Source organism: Uliginosibacterium sp. 31-16, from assembly GCF_030730865.1.
Lineage (GTDB): Bacteria > Pseudomonadota > Gammaproteobacteria > Burkholderiales > Rhodocyclaceae > Uliginosibacterium.
In genome coordinates, this window is record NZ_JAVALZ010000005.1 from 33,975 (window position 1) to 45,959 (window position 11,985).

15 protein-coding genes are annotated in these 11,985 nt (G+C 59.5%); 2 read left to right on the plus strand and 13 right to left on the minus strand.

Going from position 1 to position 11,985, the window contains the following annotated elements:
• Window positions 1-59 precede the first annotated feature (59 nt).
• The 9 genes from Q9Q94_RS16275 to Q9Q94_RS16315 form a co-directional block, all read right to left on the minus strand.
• Complete coding sequence (locus Q9Q94_RS16275; RefSeq protein ID WP_305981187.1) at window positions 60-860, minus strand: hypothetical protein; 801 nt, start codon at window positions 858-860, stop codon at window positions 60-62.
• Between the two features lie 130 nt (window positions 861-990).
• On the minus strand, window positions 991-1,455 hold the full coding sequence (locus Q9Q94_RS16280; RefSeq protein WP_305981188.1) for an Lrp/AsnC family transcriptional regulator: 465 nt from the start codon (window positions 1,453-1,455) through the stop codon (window positions 991-993).
• Window positions 1,456-1,466: 11 nt separating this feature from the next.
• Window positions 1,467-1,943, minus strand: coding sequence for a hypothetical protein (locus tag Q9Q94_RS16285; RefSeq protein ID WP_305981189.1), 477 nt, complete (start codon window positions 1,941-1,943; stop codon window positions 1,467-1,469).
• Complete coding sequence (locus tag Q9Q94_RS16290; protein ID WP_305981190.1) at window positions 1,943-2,620, minus strand: dihydrodipicolinate reductase C-terminal domain-containing protein; 678 nt, start codon at window positions 2,618-2,620, stop codon at window positions 1,943-1,945. The genes Q9Q94_RS16285 and Q9Q94_RS16290 overlap by 1 nt, the downstream gene beginning before the upstream one ends.
• A gap of 106 nt (window positions 2,621-2,726) precedes the next feature.
• Window positions 2,727-3,356 (minus strand): chloramphenicol acetyltransferase, encoded by a 630-nt coding sequence (locus Q9Q94_RS16295; protein WP_305981191.1) that lies wholly within the window; start codon window positions 3,354-3,356, stop codon window positions 2,727-2,729.
• Window positions 3,357-3,374: 18 nt separating this feature from the next.
• Window positions 3,375-3,629 (minus strand): hypothetical protein, encoded by a 255-nt coding sequence (locus Q9Q94_RS16300; protein ID WP_305981192.1) that lies wholly within the window; start codon window positions 3,627-3,629, stop codon window positions 3,375-3,377.
• Window positions 3,630-3,636: 7 nt separating this feature from the next.
• Window positions 3,637-4,134: a hypothetical protein gene (locus Q9Q94_RS16305; RefSeq protein WP_305981193.1), complete on the minus strand. Its 498-nt coding sequence runs from the start codon at window positions 4,132-4,134 to the stop codon at window positions 3,637-3,639.
• A 99-nt stretch (window positions 4,135-4,233) separates the two neighbouring features.
• On the minus strand, window positions 4,234-4,620 hold the full coding sequence (locus tag Q9Q94_RS16310) for a hypothetical protein (protein WP_305981194.1): 387 nt from the start codon (window positions 4,618-4,620) through the stop codon (window positions 4,234-4,236).
• A 133-nt stretch (window positions 4,621-4,753) separates the two neighbouring features.
• The gene (locus tag Q9Q94_RS16315; protein WP_305981195.1) at window positions 4,754-5,173 is read right to left on the minus strand and encodes a ribonuclease E inhibitor RraB; all 420 of its coding nucleotides are present in this window, start codon (window positions 5,171-5,173) and stop codon (window positions 4,754-4,756) included.
• A gap of 429 nt (window positions 5,174-5,602) precedes the next feature.
• Between Q9Q94_RS16315 and glmS the strand changes: the two genes are divergently transcribed.
• Window positions 5,603-7,429, plus strand: coding sequence for a glutamine--fructose-6-phosphate transaminase (isomerizing) (gene glmS, locus Q9Q94_RS16320; RefSeq protein ID WP_305981196.1), 1,827 nt, complete (start codon window positions 5,603-5,605; stop codon window positions 7,427-7,429).
• Window positions 7,430-7,779: 350 nt separating this feature from the next.
• Here glmS and Q9Q94_RS16325 read toward each other — a convergent pair whose 3' ends face one another.
• A complete protein-coding gene (locus tag Q9Q94_RS16325) occupies window positions 7,780-8,184 on the minus strand; it encodes a TnsA endonuclease N-terminal domain-containing protein (RefSeq protein ID WP_305981197.1) in 405 nt (134 codons plus the stop codon).
• Between the two features lie 807 nt (window positions 8,185-8,991).
• The gene (locus Q9Q94_RS16330; protein WP_305981198.1) at window positions 8,992-9,789 is read right to left on the minus strand and encodes an endonuclease; all 798 of its coding nucleotides are present in this window, start codon (window positions 9,787-9,789) and stop codon (window positions 8,992-8,994) included.
• 26 nt (window positions 9,790-9,815) lie between these two features.
• Here Q9Q94_RS16330 and Q9Q94_RS16335 point away from each other — a divergent pair, with 26 nt between their 5' ends.
• Entirely contained in the window at window positions 9,816-9,950 is a 135-nt protein-coding gene (locus Q9Q94_RS16335) for a hypothetical protein (RefSeq protein ID WP_305981199.1), read from the plus strand.
• 1,010 nt (window positions 9,951-10,960) lie between these two features.
• Here the strand turns inward: Q9Q94_RS16335 and Q9Q94_RS16340 are convergent.
• Both Q9Q94_RS16340 and Q9Q94_RS16345 read right to left on the minus strand, forming a co-directional pair.
• A complete protein-coding gene (locus Q9Q94_RS16340) occupies window positions 10,961-11,425 on the minus strand; it encodes a type II secretion system protein (RefSeq protein ID WP_305981200.1) in 465 nt (154 codons plus the stop codon).
• Between the two features lie 80 nt (window positions 11,426-11,505).
• Entirely contained in the window at window positions 11,506-11,985 is a 480-nt protein-coding gene (locus tag Q9Q94_RS16345; RefSeq protein WP_305981201.1) for a type II secretion system protein, read from the minus strand.

Sequence of the window (11,985 nt, forward strand, 5' to 3'; positions counted from 1 at the left end):
GTTTTCAGGGCATGCACATGAAAAGGGCGGCCGTGATCACGGCTGGCAAGGGCCGGGTCTCAGTCTGTTTCCGGACTGATCTGGAGACGTGTCTGCAACTGATGCAGGGTGCCGCAATGGGAGCAGAGAAAAGATCCGTTCAGGGTGATCGAGCCGCCTGTGCCGGCATCCAGCTGCATGACCAGATTGGTTGGCAGCACCGGTACGGCAGGCTCGGGTTCCGGTTCTGCCGCGGGTGGGGCGGCCTCCGGAGCGGGCTCGGCGGCCATCATCGGGGCGGGGGCGGGTTCCGGCGGAGCAGGAGCCTCCACTGCCGGGGGGAAATGCACGTCGTCCTCGTCATCATCGTCCGTGTTGAGCTCGGGCCACGGGAGATCCGCGTTCTTGCCGGGGACGCTGCCGGTGTACTCCGAATTGTTCAGCAGGGCTTCGGCGCGGGCCAGATTCAGGTGCGTACGCGCCAGATTCGCAAAGCTGGAACTGCTCAGCCAGCTTTCTTCCGCCGAAGGATAACGGGGCGGAGAGGCTGGGGGCGGCGGCGAGAAAACGGGTTTGGGCTGTGGTGGCTCGGGCACCCGCACCACGGAAGGCGGTACCACCGTGACGCGTGGCGACTTGCCGCCGGCCTTGGGCATCTGCTCCATTTGGGCCTGCATGCCGAGCTTGGACAGGCGAGCCATGTAAGCCAGGGCATCCTCTTCCGACAGATTGTTTTTCAGCACGACGAGCTTGCCCGAAAACATCCGCTCGATCTGGGGCAGGGCGATATTCAGGCTTTTGGCCGCATGGGCCTGCACCTTCGTCGGGCTGAGCCCTTCGCGAATCTCTCCGCTGAAAACAATGCGGTATAGCGGTTCCATGTTCTGCCCCTGCAATTCAATGATCGGCCAAGTGCCTGATTGTATTTGGCTGCAAACAAACTCACCACCCGCAGGTCTCGTGTGGAACGTGCAGGCAGCCCATGCACAGACCCTGATGATCAGGCAAGGTTCAAGCAGGCGGCGCAAGTGTGATCTGTGTGCCGAATTTGGCCCGATGGACGGAGAAAAACGCTCGCACATTGCGCACATTCGCGTCAGCGGCGAACAAGCGTTGCGCCGTCTGGTTGTACGCTTCCATGTCGCGCACCTGCAGGATCAGCACGAAATCCGGCCCCGACGACACCCGGTAGCATTGCTGTACGGCGGCGTCTGCCGCTGCCCGCGTTTCGAACGCCGCCAGCCGCTCGGCCGCCTGCTGGTCCAGGGTCACCTCGATGATGGCGGTCAGCCCGGCGCCGAGCTTCTCGGGCGAGAGAATCGCCACGCGTCGCTCGATGATGCCGGCCTCTTCCAGTCGTTTGACACGGCGCAGGCAGGTGGCGGGCGAGACATGCACGCGCTCGGCCAGCTCCTGATTGGTCAGCGAGGCGTCGGTCTGGAGCTGGGCGAGGATGCGGAGGTCGGTGTTGTCCATGGCGTCGGGACTCAGAAAAAGATCATCAGCAGCGCGAAGGCCGGTGCGATCAGGAAGAAGAGGCTCAGCAGACCCAGCGCGCCAGGCAAGGCAAAGAGAGCGGGAGGAGAGCCCTTTTTCAAGGACGCACCGGCCATGCCGAACAGGGCGGCGCTCATGGCGCAGTAGAACGCGAACGGCAGCCAGTTGCGCAGCCAGAACTCGAAGGCATGGCCTTCGCGCTGCAGGAGCCGGCGCGTTGTCTTGCCGACAAAGTACTGCAGCTGGCCGGCGGCGCTGGCCTCCAGTGCGTGTTGCAGCACGATGATTGCGGCAATGCCGAAACCGAGCGACAGCAGCAGTGCAAAAGCAGCGGCCGCCTTGCCCTTGCGGTGATCCGCGCCTGTACTGGCTTCCTGCAAGGAGGTGTCGAGGCCCGGCGGCAGACGTACATTTCCCGGCGGCATGCCTGTAGATGCCCGTCCGGCGCGGCTCTCCGGCATGCTCATCACAGCCACCCGTTGGCGATGAATTCGTCGATCGCGTAGCGTCGCGCTTCGAGCGGGTGCGCCGCCACGGCCGCGACGATCTGCGCCACACCCGCTGCATAAGGCGCATCACCGGTGACGCGGGTCTCCAGCCGCACACGGCAGGCCGCGTCGGCGATCTCGATGCGGTGAAAGGCGTGGCGCGCCAGATAGGCCGCTTCGATGCCCAGCTCGCCCTGCTGTACAGCCGGGTCGCGTACCGAGCTGATGGCCGCTGGCGCCAGTCCCAGCGAATGGGCGATATCCACCGCCGTGCCGGCGACCGAGGTCTTGCTGGCCTGGTGCGACTCTGTCACGCCGATGGCGTAGCCCGCGAACAGTCCGCCGCAGCGCGAGAGCATGTGCATCACCTTGAGCATCAGGATGTTGGTGTTCGGGCACAACACCAGCGGGTAGCGTGGCGCCTGCGCTTCGAGTGCCGAGCCGGTGGACAGCTCCAGCAGCGGCGAGCCGCTGCGCTCGCAGAAGGCGACGACCTCCGCCAGCTCGCGCCCGGAGCCGGCATGTACGACGATGGCGCGCGCTGCGGGCGGCGTGGCCGGCCAGGCCGCCTGTTCCAGCGGCGCCGGGAGGCACATCTCCGTGAGCAGTTCGCGTGCGAGCTTGCCGCTGCCGACGATGAAAACCTGCATGTTCATTCCTTCTGCTTGTTTGGCACGCCGGTGTGGCGCGCGGAGTGATGGCTTGGAAATGCCCGAAGAAGCCCGCCAGAAGCCGCTCTCCGGCATGGGCGCTGTGCGCTGTTCAAGGCAGCGTCTCCATGATCTCGTCGAGCGCCTGCCTGAACAGCCCCAGGTGGAAACCATCCACCACCCTGTGATTCACCTGGATGTTGTAGGGCAGCATCAGCTGGCCCGCGCGCGGCTGGAACTTGCCCCAGGTGATGCGCGGGATGGTGTCGTCGCGCTTGAGGTTGACGGTGTGGTCGAGCCCGGTGAAGGCGATCCAGGGCAACGAGGAGAAAAAGATGAAATCGTCGCGGCCCTTCAGCTTGTCCAGCGGGAAATACTCCCGCTGTGCCTGCACAGCCTGTTTCGTCTGCGCGTCGAAGCGGGCGATGTCGGCATCGAAATCCACCGTCACCAGCTTGAAGAGATCCGAGCCTTCCACCATGCAGGTGAAGGACGGGTGCAGCACCTCGTGCAGCACGACTTTCTCGCCGCGGATGCGGTACTTCAGGTTATCCACCCGGTTTGCGGCGGCGGTCGATACATGCAGCATCGTGTTCGTGAAAGACAGGCCGGTGCGCTTCGCGAAGGCATGCAGGCGCGTCACGTCCAGTTCGAAGCAAACGTTGTAGATCGGGTAATCCAGACGCCCGAAAAAGTTGAAATGCTCCCGGCGCGGCCAGGTCTCCAGATCGATTTCCTTCATTTCATTCTCCGCAAATGCTCACTCCGCCTTGTTTCGCCACAGCTTGACGGCGAAACGACCAAGCACCAGTCCGATTCCCAGCAACAGCGCGGCCGGCAGAAAGATCCCCGACCCGTCTGCCTCCACCGCGCCGGCTTCGTAGCTCAGCATCGTGACGACATGTGGCGCGTAATCCGCCCCGTTGAAGAACCGGTGCGTTGCCCACAGCAGCCAGCCGCCGCTACAGAGACAGGCTGTGGCAAGAAGTCCGACGAAGAGGGCGGTTTTGCGCATGAGCGTGTCAGGCCTGTGGCGTGGGCGGGATGCGGGTCAGACGCAGGAACAGCGGCGCCTCTCCTACCAGATGTGCCTCGACCGCATCTCCCGTCTGGAGCTGGCTCACCGGCGTTTCAATCAGGCTGCCGACGGACACGAACAGCAGTTCGCCGAGTCCTGCCAGCTCGATCCGGGTCTGCGGGTTGCGGAGGCTGCCGAACGAATGGATGCGTACGACCTGCGTGTGGGTCACGCGCTTGGTGTTCGCAAGCAGGATGGCGCCGATCTGCACCCCCCAGCGCCGCATCTTCACGGCTTCCCGTGTGCAACCGAAGGCGACGAAGGCAAACAGTCCGCCCTGAAAAACTTCGCTGTGCGTGCTGTCCGAAAACAGGAAAACGAAAGCCGCTGCAGCCGACAGCACACCGGCCAGCGCCATGACCACGACGCCGGGCAGCAGGCGCCGCCGATCCCGGCGCAGGGCGGCGATTTCGTCAGCGGTGAGCGGTACGGTGGCTGGCATGAGCGTGGTGGAGAAGGGCTTGGGGTGGGCCTGAGCGGGCAGGGTGGCTGGAGAAGTCCGTCAGACGCGGCTCTTCAGCGTGCGGGCTGCACTGAAAAGTCAGCTGTAGATAATCGAAATGACTGCGAACACCAGCAGCAAGACAATGCCGGGGAAAAAGGCGACGAAGGTCTTGTTGTGCTTCTCTTTTGGATATCGGCCAAACGTAATTGCCAGAAGCAGCAGGCGGCCGAGCGGGTAAGTCAGCAGCGCACCCGGGGCAATCGCCAGCAGGCCCGGTCCCGGTAGCCACTGGTTGTTCTTGAGGCTTCTGGCCGTCGCGCGCATCTCCAGTTCGGTGCGCACGGCATCTTCTGAGGGATATCCCTTCGTAATGACTTCACCGTCGAGCTGGCCGAAAAATCGCCGTGCGCCCAAGGCTGGGTCTGACACCTCGACGATCTGGAACTCATTGAATTCGGCGACGACGCTTGTTTTGTGGGTCATGATGGGGAGAGGCTGCGCAAGGGGGCATATGAACCCTTACGAATGACGTGAGGGACCGCCGTAGCGGCGAAGCCGCGAAGGGAACCCACAAGCGCAGCTTGTGGGCGGTCCCTCTCGACGGAATTGTTGGGCGTCATTGTGCTGCCGCCCCTACGTCCATGCCGTCGTAGGTTTCCACCCCGAATTTCCTGGCGAGTTTGTAAAACTCTTGGTTTCGGGCATGTAGAGTTTGCGGTGTATGTTGTTCAACACGCTCAACATGCAATATATATATCTTTTCAACATCTGTAGCTTCTGGCTCAAGAACCTCTACGTATCGGTAGCCCTGAGCCACGAGCGCCTCTTTTAGACGCTCAAATTTTTTGGGGTCGTGATCAGTAAAGAAGTAGCCCCAGAGCAAAGGCTTTGTTGTATCCCAAGGGGTATTTGCTTTGATGTTGGCAAACATCTCCTCTAAGGACTCAGGCGTAATCTTTGTGTCGTCTGCGGCTCTGAGAGAAACCGCAAATCCGATGGCAAGAATAACAATGATCAGAGCGAGTACGTATTTCATGACGCCCAACTTGTTATAGGGAGCAGTTTTGCTGCATAACATCGGCGCCTGCTCCCTGACATGGCACGACCGATCAGCGAAAAGTGGCTTGCAGCTTGGCTTTTCACGGTTCTACTGTTCATTTGAACAGCAGTAACAGAATCGACAAAAACCTCACTCTACAGATTTCGATTCGCTGCGATAAGCCGCAGGCCTGCCTGTAGAGCCGCTTCGCACCTTCTTCTTCAGGCTGCATGTCTGCACAGCAAGGCTGGGCGCGGTTTTTCGGGTGGCGGGTGGATGCGACTCAACGTGATTGCGTGAAATAATATTTCACGAAGTGTGGTGTGTGCAATATAAATCCAAAACAAGTTTTGTTTTGAAAGCATCTGCCGCTTCCTCAGGTCTAGGATGCGCGGCATCCCAATCCTTTCTGATGCGGAGCCTTCCATGTGTGGCATCGTCGCAGCCGTTTCCCAGCGCAACATCGTTTCCATTCTCGTCGAGGGCCTGAAGCGCCTTGAGTACCGGGGTTACGACTCCTGCGGCGTGGCCGTGCATCAGGATGGCGCGCTGCGCCGGGCGCGCTCCACCTCGCGGGTGGCGGAGCTGGATGCGCTGATCGCGGAAGACGGCGTAGCCGGTTTCACCGGCATCGCCCACACGCGCTGGGCCACCCACGGCGTGCCGGCGGTGTGCAATGCGCACCCGCACTTCTCGCGCGAGCGCATCGCGCTGGTGCACAACGGCATCATCGAGAACCACGAAGAGCTGCGCGCCGAGCTGCGCGCCAAGGGTTACGAATTCAGCAGCCAGACCGACACCGAGGTGATCGCGCATCTGGTGGATCACCATTACGACGGCGACCTGTTCGCGGCCGTCAAAACCGCCATCGTGCAGCTCAAGGGTGCGTATGCGATTGCCGTGTTCTGCCGCGACGAGCCGCATCGTGTGGTCGGCGCGCGCGCCGGTTCACCGCTGATCCTCGGCGTGGGCGAGGGGGAAAACTTCCTCGCCTCGGACGCGATGGCGCTGGCCGGCGTGACCAACCAGATCGTGTATCTGGAAGAGGGAGACATGGTCGACCTGCAGGTCGGCAAGTTCTGGATTGAGGCGCGTGAAGGCGACAGTTTCACGCGCGTGGAGCGCGAAGTGCGCACGGTGTACGCCCACAGCGGCGCGGCCGAGCTGGGCCCGTATCGCCACTTCATGCAGAAGGAAATCTTCGAGCAGCCGCGCGCCATCGGCGACACGCTGGAGGGCGTGGAAGGCATCACGCCGGAACTCTTCGGCGACGGTGCGTACAAGGTGTTCAAGGATATCGACTCGGTGCTGATCCTCGCCTGCGGCACCAGCTACTACTCGGGCTGCACCGCGAAATACTGGCTGGAGTCGATTGCCGGCATCAGCACCCAGGTGGAGATCGCCAGCGAATACCGCTACCGCGACAGCGTGCCGAACCCGCGTTCGTTGGTGGTGACGATCTCGCAGTCCGGCGAAACAGCCGACACCATCGCCGCGCTCAAGCATGCCAAATCACTGGGCATGGAACACACGCTGACGATCTGCAACGTGTCGACCAGCGCCATGGTGCGCGAGTGCAAGCTGGCCTACATCACCCGTGCGGGCGTGGAGATCGGAGTGGCCTCCACCAAGGCCTTCAGCACCCAGCTGGCTGGCCTGTTCCTGCTCACGCTGGCGATTGCGCAGACGCGTGGTCGCCTGACGGATGCGCAGGAAGCCGACTACATCCGCCAGATGCGCCATCTGCCGGTCGCGCTGCAAGGCGTGCTGGCATTGGAGCCGCAGATCATCGCCTGGTCGCAGGACTTCGCGAAGAAGCACAACGCGCTCTTCCTGGGACGTGGCCTGCACTACCCGATCGCGCTGGAAGGCGCGCTCAAGCTCAAGGAAATCTCCTACATCCATGCTGAGGCCTACCCGGCCGGCGAACTCAAGCACGGCCCGTTGGCGCTGGTGGATAGCGAAATGCCGGTGGTTACTGTCGCGCCGAATGACGCGCTGGTCGACAAGCTCAAGAGCAACATGCAGGAAGTGAAAGCACGCGGCGGCGAGCTGTATGTGTTCGCCGACGCGGATTCGCGCATAGAAAGCGAGTCGGGCGTGCACGTGATCCGCATGCCGGAACACTATGGCGCGCTGTCGCCGATCCTGCACGTGGTGCCGCTGCAACTGCTCGCCTATCACACCGCCTGCGCACGCGGCACCGATGTTGATAAGCCGCGCAATCTGGCCAAGTCGGTCACTGTCGAGTAGCTGTGCCGTTGTTCCGTGGCAATTGTTCCAGACAATTAAAGTCGAAAACAGGTCATTAAAGTCGAAAACAAGCGAAGGCCCCGCAAACGCCCCTCAAAGGCTTGCGGGGCTTGGTTTTTTAGGGATTAACAAGCAGCCTAGGTGGTTGACGGAAAAGCAGGTTTAAAGTCGAAAACAAGAGGCTGAAAGCCTTGTCCTGTGGGCGTTTCGCCTGTTCAGACTTACGCGAGCGTAAGTTGTTACGCTTGGGTGGAGCGTTGAAGCGCGGGTGGCGAAGTGGCGGGGGCTGCTGAAGCAATCTGTTTATGTTCTGGCCACTTACGACCGCATGCGAGCCAAGGGCTGCTAGGTCATGTCCGCACGAGCGTCGCAATCAGCAGCGGATGCACTAGATCCTCTGTGACCAAACGCCATGACACTCCACGCGCCTGCCAGTACGCGCGCTCGATGGCCAGAAGCTGTCGTTTGCGAGGCGTCAGAGTGTCTTTGCGGTACTTGCAAGATATAGCTAAGAACCCAAGCCTCCCGTCCTTCTGCTCGACCGTCAGCAGCAGGTCAGTCGTCATGATCCATGGCACCTTGAAGCCGCCGTTCTCCCGCAAGAAAGGATGGCGAATGGATAGATCTTTGGAAATTTGAAGCGTGCCGGGATAAGCGCACAAGGGCCCTTGGGGCTCATAGAGATAGAGATCGAGAGGCGCCGAATCCAGATCCAGTGGATACTGTTCGCGCAGATCGACAAGTCGCAGGTTCATCAAAGCGACTCGCACCCCAACCGACGTGAGTCCGGTCTGGCTGAAACGCCCTGATTCTCGTGAGAGCAGGTTTTCTTAAGTCTCACAGGCATGACGGCCTGACCTAGATACTGGTAAGTGGCAACAGGCAGCCGCCAGAAGTTTGCTCATAGACTGGCCGCAATGGCGGGCGATGAGTCGGCCATTGCTCTGAGGCCTGTTGCACCATCGGCCTGTTCGGGCCTCAGCGCCTGGGCTCGGACTGTGTGGCCTTTCTCCGTTACTGCTTTGACCGGCCGCTTCGGCTCCTTGATACCTATGTGACAGCATCGATAAGCCTGATGCTCCATTGTGTATCAATAAGCCTGTCTGCATCGTCAGGAAAGGAGAAAAAGCATGAATCGCCGGGTTGTTATCAAACGCAAACGGAAATGCCGAACCTGGTTTGCCGTGATTCAATCTCGCCCCCGATACCGGTTGGTGGATTTGTTGCCCAAAAGGGGCGAAATCTTGCCGGTACTGGAGGAGTGGGACCGGCTTGCGCCTGTTGGGCGTGAAATTCTTTAAGGCCGGCTCAGACGCTTCAGCCGATCGCCTTGAGTTGTATGGGGCGCGGGAGGTGAAGAGCGTTGCGATGCGTTGCTAAATTTTTAGCATGTGCGATTTTTATCGCAACGCGTCGCAACGGTTAATGGTCGCCTCACCGTCCGTTCAGGCCGACATTCGGCAGCTTCCAGCAGGTTAGTCAGCTCAGATGCCGGCTGTGCTTGGCATCCGATCCTGATCGGCAACGGTCATTCAGGCCTGTAGGCATCGGCGACCGGAAGGCTACCGACACAACGCTTCCAGCTTGGCAGCATCCTCCACCAACGGGTTCCCTTCGCCCTGCCACTGAATCACCCGCCGGTTTCTGACCTGCTCCCATTGATCAACCGGGTAAGCCTTGGCCCAGGCACACCAAAGCTTTCTATCCTGATTACTCACAGCCAATCTGTAGCGGGTGTGCATGTAGAGACTGATCCGCGCGGCACGTCCTCGAACCTCGGGCCTGGGCTGGAAACGCTTGGCTTTGAAATCCGGAAGGCTCTGGCATCGGCCATACACAGGCTGAGGATGGGTGGTCCAGATGCCGTAGCTCATGTCGCTACGGTCTCCATTCACTTCCCCGACGGCGGGAACGAGATTGTTGAGGTCGCCCTCCATCATGTCGAAGAGCGGATCCTTGCCACTACACCCTTTCCGACCACCTTTCTGCCAGCACTGACGTTGTGAGCCCATATGTGCGGCGGGCACGATGTGCTCCCACTCGATCCGGCTCGCGCGGTTGGCATTCTTTCGGGGGATGAAACCGCAGGATTGAAGATCGACGGCTTTGCCGGTGTAGCGACACCCACAGTAGAACTCTTCGCCCATTCCCTCGTAGAGCGAGGGAAGGACCTTCTTGGCAGAACTGAAGTTGCGATGACCGACCTGTTTCTTGCTATTGACCAGTTCGACGGGCGTCACCGTATCCGCAGGCGCCTGGGCTGCGTGAAGGATGTTCGGTGGGTTCCGAGGGGATTGCCAACCTTTGCCGTGACTGCCAATGGGTAGTAGTACGGCGAACAACAGAAGCAAGTAGCGCATCGGCGCGCAGTCTACGCAGGGGATTCATGCGGGACAAGCTTGATGCTGAAGAATCAGGCTTTGTCTTTCTGCTGAACTTGGTAGGCGCTGTGCAAATTACCAGCACTCAGGTGAGGAGCCGGTGGTTCAGTTTTGGCTGGTTTTCCATCACCGGCGGCTGATTTCGAAGGTCTGCGGCGGGAGGCCAACAGCCAGTCTTGCCGGGAACCGATGCCTACAGGCCTGAATGGCCGCTGCCGATCAGGATCGGATGCCAGGCACAGCCGGCATCTGAGGGGCCTTACTGCGGACGCTGCCGAATATCGGCCTGAACGGACGGTGAGGCGACCATTAACCGTTGCGACGCGTTGCGATAAAAATCGCACATGCTAAAAATTTAGCAACGCATCGCAACGCTCTTCGCTTCCCGCGCCACATACAACTCAAGGCGATCGGCTGAAGCGTTGGAACCGGCCTTAAAGAATTTCACGCCTAACAAGCGCGAGCCAGTCCCACCCCTCCAGCACCGACAAGATTTCGCCCTGACATTGCGTGCTGAGTTTCACGTCCTGTCTGCACCGAGCAGGGTGACAAACGCGCACAGGTCTCTTTAGCGTCGGGAGAACATCCTGACGCACGGGGTATGAAAAGAGGGGGCCAGCTTTTCGTCAAAAGTATTCTTACATGGGGCCGGGCTGACTAGGGTTGCTTCTTGCGGAGCGGTTTGCGCTGATTGAAGTGAATAGCCAATCCCTGTAAAGCGGCCCGTTCTCATGTTGCGGGTTGATGGTTACCCAGCGCGGTGGTTTTGTTGTCCGTATTGGAACCCCTTCTGAGAGACTGTGAATTGCCTGAATTCGGCCATCGAAGATGACTTTTCCCCAGTCTTTGGTCCCTGTGATTGGGTCAATGTAGATTTTGCGCAGATGGTGTACGGGGAAAGGAAACCGCGGATCCACAAGCAGTTCATCAAGTGTGCTAGGAGTAAGTGGAAGGCCTGCTGGTGTGGATTTCGCATAGCTGGTGAGCGCCGCGCTGAACTCTCTGCCAATTTCGAGCAGTTCGGTTTCTTTGGCTCTCTGAACGGAGTGCCTCCATATGACGCCCGTACTGGCGAGCAATACTCCCATGATTGACAGAGAGAACAAAAGGATAAGATAGGCAAAGCCCCTTCTTTTTTTCATCGTATAGATCACAACTCGCCTAGCGGTGTTCCATCGAATGCGTTGCCATCTGCTCCGCTATGAACGTCATGCACGAGGCTGCCACCCTCAGGAGGAGGGACGATTACCCAACTGTCACGGGTGCCAGTAAAAGGATCCTCCGGGAGTTGTCTGAGGTAGCCGTGACTGACCAACTCTTCAAGCGCGGCAGGTTCCGCACCACGATCCGCCTCGAACTTATCCAAAGCGTCCCGCATGACAGCCAAACTTTGGCGAAGAGTATTTTCTTTCGCGCGCTCGATATGATTGAAATATTTTGGGGCTGCGATTGATAGCAGAAGAGCGACTATTGCCAGTACGACCAGCAATTCGATCAGCGTGAAACCGACACTCAAGGTTGATGAGCTATTACGTACCGTCGAGCGAGGCTGGTAGTGTCTCGCTGATGCGTTCGCATGGAGCTTGTGGTGGCATGGAATGCAGAAAATATCCACGTCTTACCCTCTCGATGGTGGCTTGCTGAGCGTGACCATATTGTCGTTAAGCATGAGTAAGCATAAGGGTGAAGCAGGGCTTACCATTCTCGGTATGGGATGCGATTGAGCCCTATTTTTTCGGAAAGAGAATAAACGTCAAAAACATCTTCGCCTGACTGCGGATCGTCGAGCGGGCTGTTGTAGCTTCTTAGTCCCCAAGTCTCCGCTGCGCTTAGCGTGCTGTCTGGATTCATCGGGTCACGCGGGAGACGGCGTAAAAAGAAAATCAGGGCTTTGTCGGATGACGTTTGATCCTTCGCGCCTTGAACCAAATCGTCCAACGTGTGTGGATAGCCTGATTCATCGACTGTTTTTGCGACGCGCCCTTCGTCTACCGCTTGTTTATATGCATCGATACCGTTGCGGATCTGGCGAAGCGCCAGGCGTAGTTCGGACTCTTTAGCTCGTTGACTCACAATACGTGCAACAGGAAAGGCCGCGGAGGCCAATATTCCCAAGATTGTTACGGTGACGATTACCTCCAGTAAGGTAAAGCCACGGATAGTTCGACGTCGCAT

Coding starts and splice junctions, on each gene's coding strand:
- Q9Q94_RS16275 (WP_305981187.1), bottom strand. CDS start 860: ATGGAACCGCTATACCGCATTGTTTTCAGCGGAGAGATTCGCGAAGGG.
- Q9Q94_RS16280 (WP_305981188.1), bottom strand. CDS start 1,455: ATGGACAACACCGACCTCCGCATCCTCGCCCAGCTCCAGACCGACGCC.
- Q9Q94_RS16285 (WP_305981189.1), bottom strand. CDS start 1,943: ATGAGCATGCCGGAGAGCCGCGCCGGACGGGCATCTACAGGCATGCCG.
- Q9Q94_RS16290 (WP_305981190.1), bottom strand. CDS start 2,620: ATGAACATGCAGGTTTTCATCGTCGGCAGCGGCAAGCTCGCACGCGAA.
- Q9Q94_RS16295 (WP_305981191.1), bottom strand. CDS start 3,356: ATGAAGGAAATCGATCTGGAGACCTGGCCGCGCCGGGAGCATTTCAAC.
- Q9Q94_RS16300 (WP_305981192.1), bottom strand. CDS start 3,629: ATGCGCAAAACCGCCCTCTTCGTCGGACTTCTTGCCACAGCCTGTCTC.
- Q9Q94_RS16305 (WP_305981193.1), bottom strand. CDS start 4,134: ATGCCAGCCACCGTACCGCTCACCGCTGACGAAATCGCCGCCCTGCGC.
- Q9Q94_RS16310 (WP_305981194.1), bottom strand. CDS start 4,620: ATGACCCACAAAACAAGCGTCGTCGCCGAATTCAATGAGTTCCAGATC.
- Q9Q94_RS16315 (WP_305981195.1), bottom strand. CDS start 5,173: ATGAAATACGTACTCGCTCTGATCATTGTTATTCTTGCCATCGGATTT.
- glmS (WP_305981196.1), top strand. CDS start 5,603: ATGTGTGGCATCGTCGCAGCCGTTTCCCAGCGCAACATCGTTTCCATT.
- Q9Q94_RS16325 (WP_305981197.1), bottom strand. CDS start 8,184: ATGAACCTGCGACTTGTCGATCTGCGCGAACAGTATCCACTGGATCTG.
- Q9Q94_RS16330 (WP_305981198.1), bottom strand. CDS start 9,789: ATGCGCTACTTGCTTCTGTTGTTCGCCGTACTACTACCCATTGGCAGT.
- Q9Q94_RS16335 (WP_305981199.1), top strand. CDS start 9,816: ATGCGGGACAAGCTTGATGCTGAAGAATCAGGCTTTGTCTTTCTGCTG.
- Q9Q94_RS16345 (WP_305981201.1), bottom strand. CDS start 11,985: ATGCGACGTCGAACTATCCGTGGCTTTACCTTACTGGAGGTAATCGTC.